A 21460-nucleotide genomic window follows, 5' to 3' on the forward strand; every position below is an offset into this window, starting at 1 on the left:
TCGCCTTCATTGTTCTGTGTCGCCTGACGACACGGTGTCTGGAGTTGAAGTATGAGAATCAATTTTCCGCTGCTGGCCCTGGCCATTGGCGCCTTTGGTATCGGCACAACCGAATTTTCCCCGATGGGCCTGTTACCGGTTATCGCCCGGGGCGTGGATGTCTCAATTCCCGCTGCAGGCATGCTGATCAGCGCCTACGCCATCGGCGTGATGGTGGGTGCGCCGCTGATGACCCTGCTGCTGTCCCATCGCGGACGCCGCAATGCGCTGATCTTCCTGATGGCGATCTTTACCGTCGGTAACGTTCTGTCGGCGCTGTCGCCGGATTACACCACCCTGATGCTGTCGCGTATTCTGACCAGCCTCAACCACGGCGCCTTCTTCGGCCTCGGGTCGGTAGTGGCCGCCAGCGTGGTGCCGAAGCACAAGCAGGCCAGCGCCGTCGCCACCATGTTTATGGGCCTGACCATCGCCAATATCGGCGGCGTGCCTGCCGCAACCTGGATGGGCGAAGCGATTGGCTGGCGCATGTCCTTCCTGGCGACCGCACTGCTGGGCGTGGTCTCGATGATCGCGCTGTTCTTCTCCCTGCCGGCTGGCGGGGCGGGTGAAAAGCCGGAGGTGCGTAAAGAGCTGGCGGTGCTGCTGCGTCCGCAGGTGCTATCTGCCTTGCTGACCACCGTGCTCGGTGCCGGTGCGATGTTCACCCTCTATACCTACATTGCCCCGGTGCTGCATGACATCAACCAGGCGACGCCGGCCTTTATCACCGCCATGCTGGTGCTGATTGGCGTCGGTTTCTCCATCGGCAACTATCTGGGCGGCAAGCTGGCGGATAAGTCCGTGAGCGGCACCCTGAAAGGCTTTTTACTGCTGCTGATCGTCATCATGCTGGCTATTCCGTGGCTGGCGCGTAATGAAGTGGGCGCGGCCGTGGCGATGGTGGTGTGGGGCATGGCGACCTTTGCGGTGGTACCGCCGCTGCAGATGCGCGTCATGCGCGTGGCCAGCGATGCGCCGGGATTATCGTCGTCGGTGAACATCGGTGCCTTTAACCTGGGCAATGCATTGGGGGCGGCAGCCGGTGGGGCCGTTATTTCCAGCGGGATGGGTTACAGCTTTGTGCCGGTGATGGGGGCCATCATCGCGGCGCTGGGGCTTATTCTGGTCTTTGCCTCTGAACGAAAACAACCTGAGCCGGTTTGCGCCACTGAATAAAAATAACGCCGAAGGAGTTCCCTTCGGCGTTTTCATTATGCCGCGAAGTTCTTCGCCACAAATTCCCAGTTTACCAGCGCCCAGAAGTGCTCAAGGTAGTTCGGGCGCGCATTACGGTAATCGATGTAATACGCATGTTCCCAGACGTCGACGGTCAGCAGCGGGGTAGCGCGGGTGGTTAACGGCGTTCCCGCGTTGGAGGTTGAAACGATCGCCAGATTGCCGTCGGCCTCTTTTACCAGCCAGGTCCAGCCTGCGCCAAAGTTCTTCACCGCGGCATCGGTGAACTTCGCTTTAAATTCCGCAAAGCTACCGAACGCAGCAGTAATGGCTGCCGCCAGTTCACCCGTCGGTTCGCCGCCTGCGTTGGGTGCCAGACAGTGCCAGTAGAAGGTGTGGTTCCACACCTGAGCGGCATTGTTAAACACGCCGCCTTCGGACGTGCGCACGATCTCTTCGAGGGATTTCCCTTCGAATGCGGTGCCGCCGATCAGGTTGTTCAGGTTGGTCACGTAGGTCTGGTGGTGTTTGCCGTAGTGGTATTCCAGGGTCTCCGCCGAGATGTGCGGGGCCAGGGCGTCTTTTGCATACGGTAATGCAGGTAATTCAAACGACATTGCTTCTCTCCTTATTATAGTGATCCATTCAATAGCCCTACTGAATGAAGGGATAGAGTAGCAAATTGAAAGGGTATGCAAAAGAGGAACTTACCCCGCCGGCGATCCGGCGGGGCAGGGGATTAGCGGAGGGTGTTGGCCTTCATTACGCGACGTGCGCCGACGTAATGGCGCTGCCAGTAGTCTTCGCTGAGAGAGGTGATCTGAATATCCTGACCCGAGCGCGGAGACTGAATAAATTTACCGTTGCCTACGTACACGCCAACGTGATCGGCGGTACCACGACCCTGAGTGCGGAAGAACACCAGGTCGCCGCTCTCCAGCTCACCGCGATCAACCGGGGAGGCGTCGCGCAGGTGGTACATTTCGTTAGCGGTGCGCGGAATGCGGAATTTAACCAGATCTTTATAAGCGTAATAAACCAGACCGCTGCAGTCGAAGCCGGTCCGCGGAGAAGTACCGCCCCAGCGATAAGGTTTTCCAATCTGGCCCATCAGCTTATTCATGGCCGTTTTCTGCGCTTTCTGCATCCGAACTTTATGCGCTTCAGCAAGCGTTGTGGTTTTGCTGGTTTTCACGCACTGCGCTTTACGCCCTTTACGGGTGGTGCATTTTTCTGTCACAACGCGGGAGGCGGTTTGCGTGGTTCGACTGGCGCTGCGGGAGGTGGTTCGGCTTTTTTTGCTGGAATGCGTAGACTGTGTTTTAGCGAGGCTTTTTTTTGGTGTTGCTCTTTTTTACTGGTGCTCTCTTTTTTTTGTGGTTTTGCTGGTAGTGCTTTTTTTCTTAGGTTCGGTCGCTTTCGCCAGATGCGTTTTATGCGCGGCAGAAGGCCGCGCCTGCTCTGAGGCGTTAGCCACCGGCGTGAATGTGAGAGACGTAAACAGCAAAGCACAGAGCGTGATCGAGAATGTATTTATTCGCGCCACTGGGCAATCCTCTGGTAATAGCGGGTTATAAATAAACCTGCGTATGATTTACAAAACCCGTCGATTCTAATCTATAAAAAGGCCCGACGTTAATAAACTTTTTGCATCTAAAACTACGTTTCGTTAGCGAGTGCAAAAATATCATAAATTCACAGGGGCATTCTGCGCATTAGCTGAACAAAACCGCAGCTAATCTCGCGATAAGTTAGGTTCTGAATGCATCTTTAAGGCACGCACGGTAAAATCATATAAGTGACAAAAATGTTATTTTCCGTTGTCGGTCTGAAACGCTACAATGACAGACGATTGCCGTAACAGAAGTTAAAGGAAGCAAAACATGAGCACTACTATTGAAAAAATTCAGCAGCAGATTGCTGAAAACCCGATCCTGCTGTACATGAAAGGTTCCCCGAAACTGCCAAGCTGTGGTTTCTCCGCTCAGGCGGTCCAGGCGCTCTCTGCCTGTGGCGAACGTTTTGCTTACGTTGATATTCTGCAGAACCCGGATATCCGCGCTGAGCTGCCAAAATACGCGAACTGGCCGACCTTCCCGCAGCTGTGGGTTGACGGCGAACTGGTTGGCGGCTGCGACATCCTGATTGAGATGTATCAGCGCGGTGAGCTGCAACAGCTGATCAAAGAGACGGCTGCGAAATACAAATCTGAAGAGCCAGGCGCCGAGTGATCCACCGGGCCCGGTAAATAAAAAAAGCGACCTTCTGGTCGCTTTTTTTTATGCGTTGTCGTCGGCTTCCTGCAGCGGCCAGCCACCAAGGCGTTTCCAGCGGTTCACAATTTCACAAAACAGTTCCGTGGTGCGCTCGGTATCGTACAGGGCAGAGTGCGCCTGGGTACCGTCAAATTCAATGCCGGCGGTGATGCAGGCTTTCGACAGCACGGTTTGCCCCAGCGCCAGCCCGCTTAATGCGGCGGTATCGAAGGTGACAAACGGGTGGAACGGATTACGCTTCAGTGATGCACGCTCGGCGGCGGCCATCATAAAGCTGTGATCGAAGGTCGCGTTATGCGCCACCATAATCGCGCGATTACAGTTCTGGTCTTTCATGCCCTTGCGCACCATTTTAAAAATGGCATGCAGCGCCTCATATTCACTGACCGCCCCGCGCAGTGGGTTATGCGGATCAATGCCGTTAAACGCCAGCGCCTCCGGCTGCAGGTTCGCCCCTTCAAAGGGTTCGACATGGAAATGCAGCGTGGAGTCCGGCAGCAAATCGCCCTGTTCATCCATTTTCAACGTGATGGCGGCAATTTCCAGCAGCGCATCGGTTTTGGCGTTAAATCCAGCGGTTTCGACATCAATGACTACAGGATAAAAACCACGAAAACGGTCGCACAGACCGGTAAGTTGAGCGTTATCGGACATCTGGATCTCTTACAAGGGGAAAAAAGCAGTGGGCATTATGGCAAATTTTGCAATGAGATGCAGTAAAACAACGGGCGCCTGGCGCGCCCGCAGGGATCAGTTGCCCAGACCGCGACCGGCGTCTTTGGCTTCGATCAGTTCGATTTTGTAACCGTCTGGATCTTCGACAAAAGCGATCACCGTGGTGCCGCCTTTAACCGGACCCGCTTCACGGGTCACGTTGCCGCCGTTGCTGCGGATACGCTCGCAGGCTTCTGCCGCGTTATCCACTTCCAGCGCGATGTGGCCGTAGGCGGTGCCCAGCTCGTAGCTATCAACATCCCAGTTATAGGTCAGTTCGATAACGGCTTCATCGCTCTCCGGACCGTAACCCACAAACGCCAGAGAGTATTTGTACTCCGGGTTTTCGCTGGTGCGCAGCAGGGTCATGCCCAGCACGTTGGTATAGAACTCAATGGAACGTTGCAGATCGCCGACGCGCAGCATGGTGTGAAGTAGGCGCATATTATCCTCTTAGCTTTTTATCATCTTGAACAGAAACGATGTTTTAGTATAGCGGCGAATCGTCGCCGCTATCAATGAAGGGATTATAAAGAAGGGTAATCGGTATAACCTTCCGCGCCGCCGCCGTAGAAGCTCTCCGGGCGCTGTGGGTTCAGCTCGGCTTTGCGCTCCAGGCGCGCCACCAGATCCGGGTTGGCGATGTAGGCGCGGCCAAAGGCCACGGCATCAATCAGCCCTTTGTTAATCAAATCTTCCGCTTTCTCTGGCGTATAGGCACCGGCTCCGATGATCACGCCCGGGAAGCGGTCGCGCACTTTCTGGCGGAACGCGTCGGTGTACGGCTCGCCGCCGGCCCAGTCTGGCTCGGACATGTGCAGATAGGCGATGCCGCGTTTTGCCAGCTCTTCAATCAGGTACAGCGCGTCGGCTTCTTCGTTCGGGCCGTTATCGACGTTCTGGAAGGAACCGATTGGCGAAACGCGGATCCCGATGCGATCGGCGCTCCACTCTTTCGAGACGGCATCAATCACTTCCAGCACCAGACGGGCGCGGTTCTCAACGCTGCCGCCGTACTGGTCGGTACGCTGGTTAGAAGACGGCGACAGGAACTGGTGCAGCAGATAGCCGTGAGCACCGTGCAGCTCGACCAGGTCGAAACCGGCTTCACGGGCGTTAGCAACCGCCTGGCGGAAATCGTCAACGATACCCGGGATCTCGTCCAGCTCCAGCGCGCGTGGGGTGGTGGTGTCGACGCGGATCGCATGGCCGTTTTCATCACGCAGGGAAGTGCGGGTGCCCGCATTCAGCGCAGAGGCCGAAACCGGCGCTTCGCCGCCCGGCTGAATGCTGCTGTGAGAGATACGGCCTGTGTGCCACAGCTGGACCGCGATACGGCCCTCTTCGGCATGCACGCCGTCAGTGATCTTCTTCCACGCTGCGATCTGCTCAGGGCTGTGCAGACCAGGTGCGCCCGCATAGCCTTTGGCCTGGGCGGAGATCTGGGTCGCTTCAGAGATGATCAGACCCGAGCTGACGCGCTGACGGTAGTATTCGCCCATCAGCGGCGTCGGGATATCGCCCGGCTCAATGCTGCGCAGACGGGTAAGGGGTGCCATAAAGACGCGGTTTGGTGCAACGATCGCGCCCACTTTAAGCGGGGTGAATAATTTTTCGGCTGACATAGTGGCTCCTGAGTAGACCGGTCGTCTAGTAATTCGTGAAATAAAAACGCCTGTTAAACGGCAGGCGTCGCAATGATATTTTTAACATGGTCCAGCGCGCTCTCCAGCGGCAGCGCGCTGCGGGACATTTTGGCCTGCAGGTTGGCGCCCAGCCACAGGGAGTAGAGCACCTGCGCCTGGGTGAGCGGTTCGCCGACGAAGGTCAGTGATTTTTCATCCCGCCCTTTCGCCAGCGCCTGCGCCAGCAGGGTGATCACACCCGTTGCCCCTTTATCCATCGCGGTGCGCATATCTTCGGAGAGATCGCACACCTCGGCAGACAGTTTCACCGTCAGACAGCCGCTGATAATGCCCTGGGCACAAAACTGGGCCAGCGTCTCCTGATAATAAGCCAGAACACGATCGCGACAGTTGCCGTTACCGCTGGCGAAGTGCGCGGCCAGACGCTGATGGTAGCCCGCATAGTGGCGCTCCAGCAGGGCCACGCCAAACGCCTCTTTGGAGCGGAAGTAGTGATAGAACGACCCCTTCGGCACATCGGCGGTTTTCAGCAGTTCGCTCAGCCCCATCCCGGTAAACCCGCGGTGCATGCACAGCCGCTCGCCGGTCGCCAGGAGGTGTTCGCGTGTATCGTGTTCAGTATGCTTATTCATGTCGTCAATGTAGTAGACCAATCGGTCTAATGCAAGCCTTATGTTCGACGGCAGTGGGTGAGCAGATCCATTTGCGGCTGATAGACCGACGTCTGGATGTTCATCATCCCCAGCACGGTGGAGAACAGATTATCCTGCGACACCGTCTCTTTCGCCGCCTGATCGCGCAGGCACTGCTCATCAACGCCAAAGTTCTGTTTATAGTCCTGCGACAGCCAGAACATAAACGGAATGTGCGTCTGCTGCTCCGGGGCCAGCATGTACGGCGTGCCATGCAGGTACAGGCCGTTTTCCCCCAGCGACTCCCCGTGATCGGAGAGATAGACCAGCGCGGTGTTCATCGTCGCCTGGCGGGCTTTCAGGGCATCAATGGTGCGACTCACCACGCTGTCGGTATACAGAATGGTATTGTCATAGGTATTTATCAGCGCCTGATGATCGCAGTCCTGAATCTGATTGGTGTCGCAGGTCGGGGTAAAGCGACGGTACTGCTCCGGGTAACGTTGATAGTAGGCCGGGCCGTGGCTGCCCATCAGGTGGATCACCAGCACCGTATCCTGCTTCAGGCCATCCAGGGTGTCATTCAGGCGATAAAGGTTAACGTCGTCAATACAGGATTTGTCCTTACAGAACTGGTCCAGCTTCCACTGGGTCATGTCGGTGTGCGGGATGCGATCGCAGGCGCCTTTACACCCGCCGTCGTTATCCCGCCACAGCATATTAATCCCGGCGTGGCCCAGCACATCCATTAATCCTTCCTGATGATGCGCCAGGTCAGCATCGTATTTTTTGCGCGGCATCCCGGAGAACATGCACGGGACGGAGACGGCGGTTTCGGTCCCGCAGGAAGAGGCCTGCGGGAAGTTAATCACGTTCTGTTTTTTCAGCTCAGGGTTGGTCTCACGGTTATAGCCGTTCAGGGAGTAGTTCTCTGCCCGGGAAGCTTCGCCCACCAGCAGGACCAGCACGGTCTTTTTCTGCTGCGCCATCAGCACCGGGCCTTTACGGGCATCTTCACCGAGACGAATTAAGGTCTGATCGCCCGCAAACCAGCGCGCCTTGCTGTACTTCGCCAGGGCGCTGACGTAGTTGGCCGGGGTCACCATCTTGACGATGCCTTTGTTATTGCGGAACAGCGAGGCATAGTCCTTATAAAAGACCGCCGCCACCAGAATAATGACCACCAGGCTGGCGAGAATAGCCGCGAGGCGCATTAACAGCGTCTGCCACCACTTGCCAGGGCGGATGCGGATCATCGCCAGCACGCAGGCAGGCACCAGTCCGGCGACAACCAGCCACAGTACCAGCTGCGGGGTGACCAGCGCCGTGGCCTCCTGGGAGTTAGTCTCAAAGACGTTGACCATCATATTCTGGTCAATCACCGCGCCGTAGGTAAACATAAACCAGGTCGCCGCCGCGCAGCCGAGGGTCAGCAGCACCAGCAGCGGTTTGCGGATCAGCGGAATATTCAGAATGCTGAATACGATCACCCAGCCGCAGAACAGCACCAGCGGCACCGTGAGGGCGAAGATGACGTCATGCAGCCGGGCGGGAGAGATCACCTGCCAGCTGCGGTGAATAAACAGGGCATTTAACAGCGTAAATAAGAGTGCGCAGCCCAGCGTAAATTTCGTATCGTTACACTGTAACTTTTTGAAGGTCAGCATCATCGTTAAACCAGATCGTAGTGATGAGGCGAGTATAGGGAGCGAAGATTAGTGAAACCTTAATGCCACAATTCTGTGGTTGACCTCTTGCGTTACCCGGACTTAAGGTCTTCACTTTACTCAATCTTGGGTTTCGGGAGGGTCGTGTGGCTGAACAACTGGAGTTCTTTCCTGTCCAGAGCCCGTGCCGGGGTATCTGCCAGTCTGACGAACGGGGTTTTTGTCGCGGCTGTATGCGCACCCGGGATGAACGTTTTAACTGGCAAACCTTCAGTGATGCCCAGAAGCAGGAGGTTCTGCGCCTGTGCCGCCAGCGTCTTTTGCGCAAATTGCGCGCAAACAAAGCCCCTGAAACCGAAGAACCGCAGCAACCCTCACTGTTTTAGCCCCGTAAACGCGTATACTCTCCCCAGACTTTTTTTAAGGAAATTGCTATGGTTCAGCGTATTACCCTTGCCCCGCAGGGCCCGGAGTTTTCTCGTTTTGTGATGGGTTACTGGCGTCTGATGGACTGGAATATGTCCGCTCAACAGCTGGTCAGCTTTATTGAAGAGCATCTTGATCTGGGGATCACCACCGTCGACCACGCCGATATTTATGGCGGGTACCAGTGTGAAGCGGCCTTCGGTGAGGCGATGAAGCTCTCTCCCGCGCTGCGTCAGCGGATGGAGATCGTCACCAAATGCGGCATTGCTACCACCGCCAAACCAGAGCATGCCCTCGGTCACTACATCACCGACCGCGACCATATCATCAGCAGTGCGGAACAGTCCCTCGCTAACCTGGCGACCGATTATCTTGACCTGCTGCTGATCCATCGCCCCGATCCGCTGATGGATGCCGATGAGGTTGCCGAGGCCTTCCTTGCTCTGCATCAGAGCGGCAAGGTGCGCCATTTCGGCGTGTCTAACTTTACCCCGGCGCAGTTTGCCCTGCTGCAGTCGCGTCTGCCGTTCACCCTGGCGACCAACCAGGTCGAGATTTCCCCGGTTTACCAGCCGCTGCTGCTGGACGGCACCCTCGATCAGCTCCAGCAGCTGCGGATCCGCCCGATGGCCTGGTCCTGCCTCGGCGGCGGTCGTCTGTTTAATGACGACGCCTTCCAGCCGCTGCGCGATGAACTCGCTCAGGTTGCCCAGGAGCTGAATGCCGAAACCATCGAGCAGGTGGTGTACGCGTGGATATTACGCCTGCCATCGCAGCCGCTGCCGATTATCGGTTCCGGTAAAATCGAGCGCGTGCGTGCGGCCCTGGCGGCAGAGCAGCTTCAGATGACGCGCCAGCAGTGGTTCCGCATTCGCAAGGCCGCGCTGGGTTATGACGTGCCGTAATTCCGTATTTATCTGACTTCCCGGTGAAATTATTGCCCCTGGTATAAGCTTAAGGGGCAAAAAACAACCGAAGGAGGTCATATGAAGCGATTTACTCTGGCAGCGTTGACGCTGGTGGTCTGCGCAGGTGCGCAGGCTGCCAGTGAAGAAGTCGAGATGAACCTCGTCACCTCTCAGGGGATAGGCCAGTCCATCGGGACGGTGAAAATTACCGAAACCGATAAAGGGCTGGAGTTTTCCCCCGACCTCAAAGCCCTTCCGCCGGGCGAACACGGCTATCACGTCCACGCTAAAGGTTCCTGCGAACCGGCCATGAAAGAGGGTAAACCTTCTGCCGCTGAGGCTGCGGGCGGACACCTCGATCCCCAGAATACCGGCAAGCATGAAGGACCAGAGGGCATGGGCCACCTCGGCGATCTGCCCGCGCTGGTGGTCAATAACGATGGAAAAGCCACCGATCCTGTGGTCGCGCCGCGCCTGAAAAAGCTGGATGAGGTCAAAGGCAAAGCGCTGATGATCCACGTTGGCGGCGACAACATGTCGGATCAACCCAAACCGCTCGGCGGAGGCGGGGCGCGTTACGCCTGCGGGGTGATCTGATCGCTTAAGGTGCCCGGGGCGGGCGCCTGTTCCAGCTGGGACAGCGAGCAGTGCAGGCGCCAGATCAGGGCCGCCAGCTCCTGCCCGGCCGGTTGCGGATGATGCCCCAGGGCGTCGCAGATGCGCTGAAGCTCATCAAGGGTGGCGGCCAGCGGCCGCTGCTGTACCCCGCGCTCGCTCATGATATCCCGCAGCAGCGACACCGCGACATCCCGCACCTGCGCCAGCGGATCCGAGCGGGTCTCCCAGTCGCGCAGCTGCCACACCACGTGGCTGCAGTTAAGCAACACCACCCCCCAGCGCAGCAGCCAGCGGCGCGAGAGCGCATCCTGACTGCTGTTGAGCTGGCTCACATGGTGATACACCAGCGATTCGTAGCCATTTTCACTCAATCGCGGCTTACGGCTGAGCTGATCGACAAACCCCCGCCGCAGCTCCCGGATATGACGACGGCTTTTCCGCGCATCCGATCCCGGTCGTAGCACCGCAAAGGCCAGCCAGGTCAGCCCCACGCCAAGAATTTTTGCCAGATCGTCATTCAGGAAATCGGCAAAGTCATACACCGGCGGGTTGGTCACCGAAATAAACGAACCCATAAAGACGATCAACTGCCCCCACAGACCGGCAAGGGCGGGCATTTGCTGCTTCAGCAGCTGCATGGTGGTCAACAGCGGGAACAGGAACAGCAGGAACAGCCACAGATCGGAGATCTGCACCATCAGGCCAAACTTAACCACAAAGCTGAACAGCGAGAGCAGGATCAGGGTGCGCAGCAGCAGCGTCAGGGAGTTGAAGGGCGAAGCCGCCACCGAGTAGAGCACGCTGCTGATCGCCGCCAGCGTCAGGGCTGCGCCCCCGGCATCCCACTGGGCGGTGATGGTCCAGGCCCCCACCAGAATGAGGGCGCAGAAGGTACGAAAGCCGCTCCACAGTGCCTCCATGTTATCGGTATGCCGGGCCAGGGCCGGGCTGCGCGGCACGGCAAACTCCGTCACCGGCGTGGCCGCTTCTACTGCCGCTATCCAGCGGCTGCTGCGCAGATACAGGCGGCAGAAATAGCGCAGCCGCTGCCAGACGGCGCGATGCCGGTAATCACCGTCATTGCCCGGTTTGAGCGGGGCAATGATGCGGGACACAGTATAAAAATCGACGTCGGGACGGGCGAGGGCGGCGAGCAGCTGGTCGATGACCTCCCGGGTATGGGCAGGCGGGTTGGGCCAGTTCAGCAGCATGCGGCGCAGGCTGGAGATGGCGCTGGTCATGCGCAGCTGCTGGTGGAGCAGATAGTTGAGCAGGGCATTTTGCCGACGAAAGCGATAGTGGCTCCAGAAGGCCTGAATGCGCAGCAGGTTCATGGTCAGGATCTGGGCGATGACCTTCTCATGGGCGAGACGAATGGCATCGTTGCTGTCGGGCTGCCACAGCAGGCCGGCGTGCTCCAGCAGCCGGGCGTGCATCGCTTTCAGGGCGTTGATCAGAGCCGTGCCGTCGGAGGTGCTGGGCAGGATCATCATCATCACCCCGCCGCTCAGAATACCGATGATGACTTCGCACACCCTGGCCTGGGCAATATCCCACAGCTGGGTAATGTCGAGGATGTCGATCACCGGGAAAGCGATGATCGCCGCGGTGTAACCCGCAAGCTGGAAGGCGTAGGCAACGTTATTGGTGAAATGGGCGCAGGCCCAGGTGCAGATCCCCAGCCAGGCCGCCATGCTTAATAAAAACAGCCAGGGATCGTTAAGGGTGTGGCCCGCGATGATCAGCGCCGCGGTGGCCCCCATCAGGCTGCCCGCTACGCGTCCAAGGCTTTTGCTGATCACGCCACCCACGGTCGGAAAGCTGACTACCGCCGCCGAGGTCATCGCCCAGTAGGGTTCATCCAGGTTGAGACAATAGGCGACGGTGAGGGCCAGGCACATTGCAATGCCGTTGCGCAGGGCATAGCGCCACTGCGCCGGGGTTGCCCTGAGCCACGGCAGGTTGCGCCAGTTCACCGGGCAGTTCCGATGGAGACGGTGCAGGTAGTGCCGGAGACCAGCGTCAGGTCCGTCGGCAGCTGGTCAAAGGCAATGCGCACCGGGATGCGCTGCGCCAGTCGCACCCAGGGAATATTGGGTTTAACGTCGGGCACCAGGCCGGAATCGGTCTCCACGCTCTGATCGTAGATGGCGCGCCCGATACTGGAAACATGCCCCTGTAACCTTGTCGAGCCGCTGTAGAGGACGATCTGCGCTGGCGCTCCCTCGCGGATATGCCGGAGTTTGGTCTCCTCAAAGTAGCCCACCACGTAAAACGAATGGCTGTCGACCAGAGCGAAGACCGGCTGGCCGGTGGTGGCGTAATCGCCTGGGCGGGTGGAAAGATTGGTCACCCAGCCGTCGACCGGGGCTTTGACCACCGTCTGGGTTAGCTGCCACTGGGCCTGCTTGAGCGTGGCTTCGGCCACCGCGACGCTGGCCTGCATCGCCTTAACGTTGATATTGGCGGTATCCAGATCTTCGGCGGAGATATAGTTCTGCGACAGATGGCGGCGGCGGTTAGCCTCGTTATTGGCTTTCGCCAGGTCGGACTGGGATTTTGCCAGCTGCGCTTCGGCGTTGAGGACCGCGATGTGATAAGGGGTTTCATCGATATGAAACAGCACCTCGCCCGCGTGGACAAACTGGTTGTCTTTAACCTGCAGTGTGGTGATAGTGCCGGAGACCTGCGGCGTGACGCTGACCTGCTCGGCGCGCACCTTGCCGTCGCGGGTCCAGGGCGACTGCATATAGTAATTCCATAGCCACCAGCCGGCGATCAGTGCCAGGGCCAGAACAAGTAATGATGAAAAATATTTAATTGTTTTCATAGGTATCGTCACCACACAATCAACAGAAACAGACTCAGGCACACCGCCAGCACAAACAGCGACAGATCCATCAACATCGGGTGCCAGATTTCACCGGAATACATCCAGTCACGCAGCAAGCGGTGGGTGACAAGCCAGATAACAAAACCCAGCATCACCGCCTTGAATAAGGGGGGAAAGTACACCGAGGCGCCGACAATCAGATCCTGAAGCGGTAACCCCGTGGCGTTAAACGTGAAATTCACGAGCCGGTTCCTTTGCATAGGGGAAAGTGACTAAAAAAAGCAGCCGCATAACGCCTGGCGGCGTCTCAACTCAATATAAAGCAGACGGTCATCAAGTTTTTATCCAGTATTGCATTTGTTTTGGCAATATAAATGCTGCACACTATTCTAAAATCAGTATAATAACTTAGCAAGCTAATTATAAGGAGATGAAATTGGAATCGCCACTAGGTTCTGATCTGGCAAGGTTAGTACGCATCTGGCGTGCTCTGATTGACCATCGCCTGAAACCTCTGGAGTTGACACAGACGCATTGGGTCACGCTGCATAATATCCATCAGCTGCCGCCCGACCAGTCACAGATCCAACTGGCAAAAGCGATTGGCATCGAGCAGCCATCACTGGTACGTACGCTCGATCAACTGGAAGATAAGGGACTGATTTCGCGTCAGACCTGTGCCAGCGATCGTCGTGCCAAGCGCATTAAACTTACCGACAAAGCCACACCGATCATCACTGAGATGGAAGCCGTAATCAGCAAAACGCGCGGTGAAATCCTCTCCGGGATCAGCCCGGCTGAACTGGAAATGCTGATCTCGCTGGTCGCCCGGCTTGAAAGCAATATCCACGAGCTACAGTCCCGTGATTAACCATTAAAAAAGCCTTGCGAATGCAAGGCTTTTTCTTTACCGGAACACCACCACCCGGTTACGCCCGGTCTCCTTCGCCTCGTACATCGCCTTATCCGCACATTCAACGCACGTTTCTGCGCTGGTTTGCGACGAGGTGGCAGTAAACACGCCCATACTGATGGTAATAGGTTCAGGAAGCTGTCCCCCGGAGCTGGCTCTGTCAAAGCTGCTCAGTTTTAACCTGATCCGCTCTGCAACCTGGCGGGCTGCGTCGGAAGAGGTATGGGTTAACATCAGGACGAACTCTTCCCCACCAATGCGCGCTGCGATGTCCTGAGGCCGTACCGAATCCATCAGCAGCCGGGAGACAAACTGCAATACCTTATCTCCCTGCAGGTGCCCGTAGTTGTCGTTAATACGCTTAAAACGATCGAGATCGCTCACGATAACCGAAACCGGGTGATGATCGTTTGTCGTGCGAAGCGACTGGTTCAGGGCGTCGTAAAAATAGCTTCGATTGTAGAGGCGGGTCAGGGGATCGCGAATCGAGTTCTGATAAGACTGCTGGTACTTCAGATGCGATTCGCGATACAGATTAAATACGTCATACAGCAGGACAAAAATAATCAGCAGCGTAGCAACGGTTTCAAATAAGCGGGCGCGATACCAGGTAATGTCTTCCGCGTGACCACCTAAATACAGCATCACCAGGGTTGCGATATAACAGACACATAAAAAATTACCGCCGACCCAAAACATATTGCGCACGCGGGTAATAATCATCAATGTTGCTAATGAAACAACCCACAGGATAATTAAGGCAATGCTAATGGCCTCTTTCCACAGCAGCATATATTGCCGGGTTTCATTATCAACCAAATCTATTGATAGCAAAGACGAATAGCTGGAATAAAACCAGGCCAGCGTTACGATTAGGGCAGTAAAAAGAGACGCGCCAACAATGATGGAAAGATGAAACGTCCGCGACAGCGGTCTGTTACGGATAAAGTACAGCAGGGCCGAAACGATAAACAGCACCGCCATCAGCAGATGACGGAACGTAAAGAAGATCATGGCGTCGTTGTAGTTCACCACGTTGAACTGATGCAGGTCCAGCCACGCCGGATAGCTGGAGAGCGTCCCCACCATCAGCATAGCGGAACCGACAAAGGCGAAAGCAAAAGCCATCAGATATAAGCGCTGTCTGTCGCACCAGTATTTCATTACCATAAAACAGGCAATAAAGAGGTGAAAAACCAGTAAAAATATGGTGAGCATCGGAAATAAAAGCGGTGAAAACGACGAAATCTTCTCTTCGAGCCCTATAAACAGCGAATGTAAGATTCCGATAACAATCATGCATCCCAGAAAAAACCGAACACAATTGTTCTTAATATAACGACTCATCGCAACCATAGGTATTGTTTTAAAATAGTAAACAGGTAAAGAGGGTTTGCGAATAGTCTCATAAGCGCAGGGGGAAATACTTTGCGCAGGAACAAGATAAGCGAATATTAACTATTTGTTTGGTGAATACATTTCGCAAATATATTCATCCGACCAATGAGAAGTGAGTAATGTAAATGGACGTGGCCAGAAGACCACGCCCATAATGTCATTAACGCGGGGAGACGGTCACCTGGCTGCCGTTGCTTGCCAGCACAACGCGTTGGCCAGCGGCGAATTTGGTGTTGCCCTGTTTCTGCACCACCATAATGGTGCTGCCGTCATCTTTGCGAATTTCTAACTCAACGCCCTGGGATTTGTTCATTGAGCCCTGAACGCCCTGACCGGCAACGCCACCGGCTACAGCACCTGCCGCAGTCGCCAGTGAACGGCCGGTGCCGCCACCAACGGTGTTACCGAGGAAGCCACCCAGGACCGCACCGCCAAGGGCACCGATCACGTTGTTCTCGTCACCACCCTGAATCTGCACCGGGCGTGCGTTCACAATGGTGCCGTAGGTGACTTGTTGTACCTGTTTCGCCTCAGACGCACTGTAAACATCCCCGGAGAGGGAGCTATCATTAACACAGCCGGCCAGAGTGAATCCAACCAGCGAAACGGCCAGTACACGTAAAATCATTTGAATCTCCTGTTCACCAAAAAACGCTCTGTGAGCATCCGTTATGGCTAAATTATATGGCATCAGGTGCCACAGTTCCTATCTTCGCCTAAACATTAGGAGAATAGTACTTGATTCTGGCTTAACCAGATATAAACAGGCTCTGACTTCACCCCGCATTCGCTAAGGATAATTCCTGGAATCATCGTTACGTCCAGGTATTGTTAAAAAGTATTATCGCGTCATGGCATTGATGTCGGGTTTATGGTGGAGTGGGCCATCAACCCAGCGGAGTAAGGAAAACGGATGAAATCGGGTCGCTATATTGGCGTAATGTCAGGAACCAGTCTGGATGGCGTGGATGTCGTTCTCGCAGCAATCGACGAGAATATGGTGGCACAGCAGGCAAGCCTTAGCTGGCCCATTCCCCCGGAAACCAAACAAGCGATCCTGAATATCTGTCAGGGCCAGCAGCTCACGCTGTCTCAGCTGGGGCAACTGGATACGCAGCTCGGACGTCTGTTTGGCGATGCGGTGCTGGCGCTGATGAATCAGGAAGATCTGCGCCCTCAGGATGTGGTGGCGATCGGCTGCCACGGCCAGACGGTCTGGCATGAGCCGGGCGGGGAAGCGCCTCATACCCTGCAGATTGGCGATAACAACCAGATCGTGGCCAAAACCGGCGTGACGGTCGTCGGCGATTTCCGCCGTCGGGATATGGCGCTCGGCGGGCAGGGCGCGCCGCTGGTTCCGGCCTTCCATCACGCGCTGCTAGCCCACCCGACGGAGCGCCGCATGGTGCTCAATATTGGCGGTATCGCCAATCTCTCCTTATTGATCCCCGGGCAGCCGGTACGCGGTTTCGACACCGGGCCGGGGAATATGCTGATGGACGCCTGGATCTGGCGTCAGGCCGGCAAACCTTACGATAAAGACGCCCAGTGGGCCTGCAGCGGTAAGGTCATCATCCCGCTGCTGCAAAGCATGCTCTGCGATCCCTATTTTGCCGCCCCGGCACCGAAGAGCACCGGCCGCGAGTATTTCAACTACGGCTGGCTGGAGCGCCAGCTGGCGAACTTCCCGGGCCTGGCCCCGCAAGATGTGCAGGCTACGCTGGCTGAGCTGACCGCCGTCTCGGTGTCGGAACAGGTATTGCTGAGCGGCGGCTGCGATCGTCTGCTGGTGTGCGGCGGCGGGAGCCGTAACCCGCTGCTGATGGCGCGACTGGCCGGTCTGCTGCCGGGCACGGAGGTTAGCACTACCGATAAGGCCGGGATCAGCGGCGATGATATGGAAGCGCTGGCCTTCGCCTGGCTGGCGTGGCGAACGGTGGCGGGCCTGCCGGGAAATCTGCCTTCCGTGACCGGCGCGCGGGAAGCCAGCGTGTTAGGTGCTGTTTTTCCAGCCAATCCGCGGCAAAATCAGAGTTAACCGAATTTCGCTTAAAGGCGTGATGGGTAGAATGACACGGAAAAACGGGAGGGCGTTTGCGCCCTCCGGGACCAGGAAAGTCTTCGGAACTCACCCATGAAAAAACTGCTTCTTGCTTTATCCCCCTTCCTGCTGGCGAGCTGTAGCGTCTACAACCAGTTTGTCGAACGCATGCAAACCGACACCCTGGCGTACCAGTGCGAAGAGAAACCGCTCACCGTGAAGCTCAATAATCCTCGTCAGGAAGTCAGTTTCGTCTATGACAACAAGCTGCTGACGCTGAAGCAGGGGATGTCGGCTTCCGGCACCCGTTACAGCGACGGGGTGTATGTGTTCTGGTCGAAAGGCGACAGCGCGACGGTCTACAAGCGCGATCGCATCGTGCTGAACAATTGTCAGATCGAAAATCCGAAGCGTTGAGATTTTGCAGGGGGCGGCGCACAATAGCGTCACCCATTGTCAATGTCAGCTAACGCCATGTCAGATAACGACGAATTGCAGAATATCGCGCACCTCAGGCGCGAATACACCAAAGGCGGCCTGCGTCGCCAGGATCTCCCCGCCGAGCCGCTGGTGCTGTTTGAGCACTGGCTGAAACAGGCCTGTGAAGCCCGTCTGGCCGATCCCACCGCGATGGTGGTAGCGACGGTCGACGAACAGGGTCAACCCTACCAGCGCATTGTGCTGCTCAAGCACTATGACGAGAAAGGGCTGGTGTTCTACACCAACCTCGGCAGCCGCAAAGCGCACCACCTCGAAAATAACCCGCGCATCAGCCTGCTCTTCCCCTGGCACATGCTGGAGCGTCAGGTGATGGTCACCGGCACCGTCGAGCGCCTCTCTACCCTGGAAGTGGTGAAATATTTCCACAGCCGCCCACGCGACAGCCAGATTGGCGCCTGGGTCTCGAAACAGTCGAGCCGCATTTCCGCACGCGGCGTGCTGGAGAGCAAGTTCCTTGAGCTGAAACAGAAGTTCCAGCAGGGCGAAGTGCCCCTGCCAAGCTTCTGGGGCGGTTTCCGCGTCTCGGTTCAGCAGATGGAGTTCTGGCAGGGCGGTGAACATCGCCTGCACGACCGCTTTTTATACCAGCGTGATAACGACGCCTGGAAAATCGATCGTCTCGCACCTTAATCCCCGAAATTTGTTCTCTTAAGCGCTGGTACAACGGGTGTCAGCGCTTTATTCTATGTACCTTTCGCGTCTGGCGAAAAGTCGTGTACCGGCAGAGGTGCAGTCGTTTTATACATGGAGAATTTGATGGCAAGCAGTAACTTGATTAAACAATTGCAAGAGCGGGGGCTGGTAGCCCAGGTGACGGACGAGGAAGCGTTAGCAGAGCGACTGGCGCAAGGCCCGATCGCGCTCTATTGCGGCTTCGATCCTACCGCCGACAGCTTGCATTTGGGGCATCTGGTTCCATTGTTATGCCTGAAACGCTTCCAGCTGGCAGGCCATAAGCCTGTGGCGCTGGTCGGCGGCGCAACGGGTCTGATTGGTGACCCGAGCTTCAAAGCCGCTGAGCGTAAACTGAATACGGCAGACACCGTGCAGGAGTGGGTGGATAAGATCCGCAAACAGGTCGCCCCGTTCCTCGATTTCGACTGTGGTGAAAACTCAGCGATCGCCGCTAACAACTACGACTGGTTCGGTGGCATGAACGTGCTGACCTTCCTGCGTGATATCGGCAAGCACTTCTCCGTTAATCAGATGATCAACAAAGAAGCGGTGAAGCAGCGTCTGAACCGTGACGACCAGGGCATCTCGTTCACCGAGTTCTCTTATAACCTGCTGCAGGGTTATGACTTCGCCTGCCTGAACAACCTGCACGGCGTGTCGCTGCAGATTGGCGGCTCCGATCAGTGGGGTAACATCACCTCCGGTATCGACCTGACCCGTCGTCTGCACCAGAACCAGGTCTTCGGCCTGACGGTTCCGCTGATCACCAAAGCCGACGGCACCAAGTTCGGTAAGACCGAAGGCGGCGCGGTATGGCTCGATCCGAAGAAAACCAGCCCGTACAAGTTCTACCAGTTTTGGATCAACACCGCGGATGCTGACGTCTATCGCTTCCTGAAGTTCTTCACCTTTATGGATCTGGAAGAGATCAACGCCCTGGAAGAAGAAGACAAGAACAGCGGCAAAGCCCCGCGCGCCCAGTACGTACTGGCGGAGCAGGTCACGAAGCTGGTTCACGGTGAAGAGGGCCTGGCGGCCGCGAAGCGTATTACCGCCAGCCTGTTCAACGGTACCCTGAGCGATCTGAGCGAAGCTGACTTCGAACAGCTGGCGCAGGACGGCGTGCCAATGGTTGAGATGGAGAAAGGGGCAGACCTGATGCAGGCGCTGGTGGACTCCGGGCTGCAGCCGTCCCGTGGCCAGGCGCGTAAAACCATCGCCTCGAACGCCATCACCATCAACGGCGAAAAACAGTCCAACGAGGAGTATACCTTTGTGGACAGCGATCGCCTGTTTGGCCGCTACACCTTACTGCGTCGCGGCAAAAAGAATTACTGTCTGATCTGTTGGAAGTCATCGTAAAAGCACAGGGGCATGGGAAACCATGCCCCTTTATTTTTTCAGGGTTGTGGTAAGAAAATGAAGAATATCCTCGCCATCCAGTCCCACGTCGTGTTTGGGCATGCTGGCAACAGCGCCGCTGAATTTCCGATGCGTCGTCTCGGGGCCAACGTCTGGCCGTTAAATACCGTTCAGTTTTCCAATCATACGCAATACGGCAAGTGGACCGGTTGCGTGATGCCGCCCGCCCATCTGACAGAGATTGTCCAGGGCATTGCGGAGATCGACAAGCTCAAAACCTGTGACGCCGTGCTGAGCGGCTATCTGGGGTCAGCCGAGCAGGGCGAGCATATTCTGGGGATTGTCCGTCAGGTGAAGGCGGCCAATCCGGCGGCGAAATATTTCTGCGATCCGGTGATGGGTCACCCGGAGAAGGGCTGCATCGTCGCGCCTGGCGTCGCGGAGTTTCATGTCCGTCATGCTTTACCGGCCAGCGACATCATCGCCCCGAACCTTATCGAGCTGGAGATCCTCTGTGAGCATCCGGTCAATAGCGTGGAAGAGGCCATTGCGGCATCCCGCGAGCTGATTGCGAAGGGCCCGGAGATCGTGCTGGTGAAGCATCTGGCGCGCGCCGGGATCAGCCCGGACCGCTTTGAGATGCTGCTGGTAACCAAAGACGAAGCCTGGCACATCAGCCGTCCGCTGGTGGATTTCGGCAGCCGTCAGCCGGTGGGCGTTGGAGATGTGACCAGCGGTCTGCTGCTGGTGAAACTGCTGCAGGGGGGCAACGGTGCGCGATGCGCTTGAGCATGTCACTGCAGCGGTGTATGAAATCATGATCGCCACAAAGAACATGCAGGAGTACGAGCTGCAGGTTGTGGCCGCACAGGACCGGATTGCGAAGCCGGAGCACCTGTTTAGCGCGACCCGGCTTTAGCATCATAATGCCCGGCGGCGCTGCGCTTGCACGGGCCTGGAAAACCGTAGGCCGGGTAAGCGCCAGCGCCACCCGGCAACAGACTTACTTCAACCCTTCCGCTTCCAGCGCTGCCGCTACGGCAGGACGCTCCGCCATACGCTGCATATACGCGTCAATATGGCTCAACCCTTCCATGTTCAGCTTCACGGCCCGCGCCCAGCGCAGAACGGTAAACAGATAGGCATCGGCAATGGTAAAGCGCTGACCGCAGATCCACTGCTCGTCTTTCAGCGACTCGTTCACATACTGCAGCTTTTTCTCCAGCAGGGCGCGTACGGTCGGCTTGTACTCTTCCGGGGTATCCGGGCGGAACAGCGGGGTGAAGCCTTTGTGCAGCTCGGTGGCGATGTAGTTCATCCATTCGAGGGTTTTATAGCGGGCGATGCTGCCGGTTGGGGCCAGCAGCTGGCGATCCGCGACGCCATCCGCCAGGTATTGCATGATCGCCACCCCTTCGGTCAGCAGGGTACCGTCTTCCAGCAGCAGGGCCGGGACCTGGCCTTTAGGATTCACCGCGAAAAAATCATCGCCGTTTTCCAGACGCTTCTTCATCAGATCCACCCCGTTGAGGGTGAAGTCTTTACCGCTCTCGCGCAGCGTAATATGGGAGGCAAGAGAGCAGGCGCCTGGTTTATAGAACAGTTTCATCGGTCACTCCTGTTTACGTAGGT

General features: G+C 56.8%; 22 protein-coding genes and 2 pseudogenes. 11 read left to right on the forward strand and 13 right to left on the reverse strand.

Annotated features, from left to right (window positions below; genetic code table 11):
* The first annotated feature begins 51 nt into the window (after positions 1 to 51).
* The gene (locus AAHB66_RS09920; RefSeq protein WP_347116063.1) at positions 52 to 1218 is read left to right on the forward strand and encodes an MFS transporter; all 1167 of its coding nucleotides are present in this window, start codon (positions 52 to 54) and stop codon (positions 1216 to 1218) included.
* 35 nt (positions 1219 to 1253) lie between these two features.
* Here AAHB66_RS09920 and sodB read toward each other — a convergent pair whose 3' ends face one another.
* Both sodB and AAHB66_RS09930 read right to left on the reverse strand, forming a co-directional pair.
* Positions 1254 to 1835, reverse strand: a complete 582-nt coding sequence (sodB, locus tag AAHB66_RS09925; RefSeq protein ID WP_347116064.1) for a superoxide dismutase [Fe] — start codon at positions 1833 to 1835, stop codon at positions 1254 to 1256.
* A 122-nt stretch (positions 1836 to 1957) separates the two neighbouring features.
* Positions 1958 to 2764 (reverse strand): annotated as a pseudogene (locus AAHB66_RS09930) (C40 family peptidase).
* Positions 2765 to 3101: 337 nt separating this feature from the next.
* Between AAHB66_RS09930 and grxD the strand changes: the two are divergent.
* Positions 3102 to 3449, forward strand: coding sequence for a monothiol glutaredoxin 4 (gene grxD, locus AAHB66_RS09935; RefSeq protein ID WP_032617810.1), 348 nt, complete (start codon positions 3102 to 3104; stop codon positions 3447 to 3449).
* A 48-nt stretch (positions 3450 to 3497) separates the two neighbouring features.
* Here the strand turns inward: grxD and rnt are convergent, their stop codons facing one another.
* The 5 genes from rnt to eptA all read right to left on the reverse strand — a co-directional run bounded on the left by rnt (position 3498) and on the right by eptA (position 8153).
* Positions 3498 to 4148: a ribonuclease T gene (gene rnt, locus AAHB66_RS09940; RefSeq protein ID WP_347116065.1), complete on the reverse strand. Its 651-nt coding sequence runs from the start codon at positions 4146 to 4148 to the stop codon at positions 3498 to 3500.
* Between the two features lie 96 nt (positions 4149 to 4244).
* Complete coding sequence (gene gloA / locus AAHB66_RS09945; protein WP_347116066.1) at positions 4245 to 4652, reverse strand: lactoylglutathione lyase; 408 nt, start codon at positions 4650 to 4652, stop codon at positions 4245 to 4247.
* 83 nt (positions 4653 to 4735) lie between these two features.
* Complete coding sequence (locus AAHB66_RS09950; RefSeq protein WP_347116067.1) at positions 4736 to 5833, reverse strand: alkene reductase; 1098 nt, start codon at positions 5831 to 5833, stop codon at positions 4736 to 4738.
* Between the two features lie 53 nt (positions 5834 to 5886).
* Positions 5887 to 6486: a TetR/AcrR family transcriptional regulator gene (locus tag AAHB66_RS09955; RefSeq protein ID WP_347116068.1), complete on the reverse strand. Its 600-nt coding sequence runs from the start codon at positions 6484 to 6486 to the stop codon at positions 5887 to 5889.
* Between the two features lie 38 nt (positions 6487 to 6524).
* Positions 6525 to 8153, reverse strand: coding sequence for a phosphoethanolamine transferase EptA (gene eptA, locus AAHB66_RS09960; RefSeq protein ID WP_347116450.1), 1629 nt, complete (start codon positions 8151 to 8153; stop codon positions 6525 to 6527).
* A gap of 146 nt (positions 8154 to 8299) precedes the next feature.
* Here eptA and AAHB66_RS09965 point away from each other — a divergent pair, with 146 nt between their 5' ends.
* The 3 genes from AAHB66_RS09965 (at position 8300) to sodC (ending at position 10084) form a co-directional block, all read left to right on the forward strand.
* Complete coding sequence (locus AAHB66_RS09965) at positions 8300 to 8539, forward strand: DUF1289 domain-containing protein (protein ID WP_347116069.1); 240 nt, start codon at positions 8300 to 8302, stop codon at positions 8537 to 8539.
* Between the two features lie 48 nt (positions 8540 to 8587).
* A complete protein-coding gene (locus AAHB66_RS09970; protein WP_347116070.1) occupies positions 8588 to 9484 on the forward strand; it encodes an aldo/keto reductase family oxidoreductase in 897 nt (298 codons plus the stop codon).
* An 81-nt stretch (positions 9485 to 9565) separates the two neighbouring features.
* Positions 9566 to 10084: a superoxide dismutase [Cu-Zn] SodC gene (gene sodC, locus AAHB66_RS09975; RefSeq protein ID WP_347116071.1), complete on the forward strand. Its 519-nt coding sequence runs from the start codon at positions 9566 to 9568 to the stop codon at positions 10082 to 10084.
* On the opposite strand, the gene AAHB66_RS09980 is transcribed toward sodC, so the two are convergent.
* From AAHB66_RS09980 to AAHB66_RS09990, 3 genes are read right to left on the reverse strand one after another with little or no spacing between them, the layout of a single operon-like run.
* The gene (locus tag AAHB66_RS09980) at positions 10063 to 12081 is read right to left on the reverse strand and encodes an FUSC family protein (protein ID WP_347116072.1); all 2019 of its coding nucleotides are present in this window, start codon (positions 12079 to 12081) and stop codon (positions 10063 to 10065) included. The two genes, sodC and AAHB66_RS09980, sit on opposite strands and share 22 nt — an antisense overlap.
* On the reverse strand, positions 12078 to 12941 hold the full coding sequence (locus AAHB66_RS09985; protein WP_347116451.1) for an HlyD family secretion protein: 864 nt from the start codon (positions 12939 to 12941) through the stop codon (positions 12078 to 12080). The genes AAHB66_RS09980 and AAHB66_RS09985 overlap by 4 nt, the downstream gene beginning before the upstream one ends.
* A gap of 2 nt (positions 12942 to 12943) precedes the next feature.
* Positions 12944 to 13180 (reverse strand): DUF1656 domain-containing protein, encoded by a 237-nt coding sequence (locus AAHB66_RS09990; protein ID WP_347116073.1) that lies wholly within the window; start codon positions 13178 to 13180, stop codon positions 12944 to 12946.
* Positions 13181 to 13368: 188 nt separating this feature from the next.
* On the opposite strand from AAHB66_RS09990, the gene slyA reads away from it, so the two are divergent.
* The gene (slyA, locus tag AAHB66_RS09995; protein ID WP_347116074.1) at positions 13369 to 13809 is read left to right on the forward strand and encodes a transcriptional regulator SlyA; all 441 of its coding nucleotides are present in this window, start codon (positions 13369 to 13371) and stop codon (positions 13807 to 13809) included.
* 36 nt (positions 13810 to 13845) lie between these two features.
* On the opposite strand, the gene AAHB66_RS10000 is transcribed toward slyA, so the two are convergent.
* Together AAHB66_RS10000 and slyB are read right to left on the reverse strand one after the other, a co-directional pair.
* Positions 13846 to 15207, reverse strand: a complete 1362-nt coding sequence (locus AAHB66_RS10000; protein WP_347116075.1) for a GGDEF domain-containing protein — start codon at positions 15205 to 15207, stop codon at positions 13846 to 13848.
* Between the two features lie 202 nt (positions 15208 to 15409).
* Positions 15410 to 15877, reverse strand: coding sequence for an outer membrane lipoprotein SlyB (gene slyB / locus AAHB66_RS10005; RefSeq protein ID WP_307762665.1), 468 nt, complete (start codon positions 15875 to 15877; stop codon positions 15410 to 15412).
* Positions 15878 to 16162: 285 nt separating this feature from the next.
* On the opposite strand from slyB, the gene anmK reads away from it, so the two are divergent.
* From anmK to pdxY, 5 genes and pseudogenes are all read left to right on the forward strand, one after another.
* Complete coding sequence (gene anmK / locus AAHB66_RS10010) at positions 16163 to 17287, forward strand: anhydro-N-acetylmuramic acid kinase (protein WP_347116076.1); 1125 nt, start codon at positions 16163 to 16165, stop codon at positions 17285 to 17287.
* Between the two features lie 96 nt (positions 17288 to 17383).
* The gene (mliC, locus tag AAHB66_RS10015; RefSeq protein ID WP_337015340.1) at positions 17384 to 17707 is read left to right on the forward strand and encodes a C-type lysozyme inhibitor; all 324 of its coding nucleotides are present in this window, start codon (positions 17384 to 17386) and stop codon (positions 17705 to 17707) included.
* A 57-nt stretch (positions 17708 to 17764) separates the two neighbouring features.
* The gene (pdxH, locus tag AAHB66_RS10020; protein WP_347116077.1) at positions 17765 to 18421 is read left to right on the forward strand and encodes a pyridoxamine 5'-phosphate oxidase; all 657 of its coding nucleotides are present in this window, start codon (positions 17765 to 17767) and stop codon (positions 18419 to 18421) included.
* Between the two features lie 126 nt (positions 18422 to 18547).
* Positions 18548 to 19828, forward strand: a complete 1281-nt coding sequence (gene tyrS / locus AAHB66_RS10025; RefSeq protein WP_347116078.1) for a tyrosine--tRNA ligase — start codon at positions 18548 to 18550, stop codon at positions 19826 to 19828.
* A gap of 57 nt (positions 19829 to 19885) precedes the next feature.
* Positions 19886 to 20747 (forward strand): annotated as a pseudogene (gene pdxY / locus AAHB66_RS10030) (pyridoxal kinase PdxY).
* Between the two features lie 84 nt (positions 20748 to 20831).
* Here pdxY and gstA read toward each other — a convergent pair.
* Complete coding sequence (gstA, locus tag AAHB66_RS10035) at positions 20832 to 21437, reverse strand: glutathione transferase GstA (protein ID WP_142489247.1); 606 nt, start codon at positions 21435 to 21437, stop codon at positions 20832 to 20834.
* Positions 21438 to 21460: the final 23 nt, after the last annotated feature.

Origin of the sequence: Leclercia sp. S52 (assembly GCF_039727615.1) — a bacterium.
Lineage (GTDB): Bacteria > Pseudomonadota > Gammaproteobacteria > Enterobacterales > Enterobacteriaceae > Enterobacter > Enterobacter adecarboxylatus_B.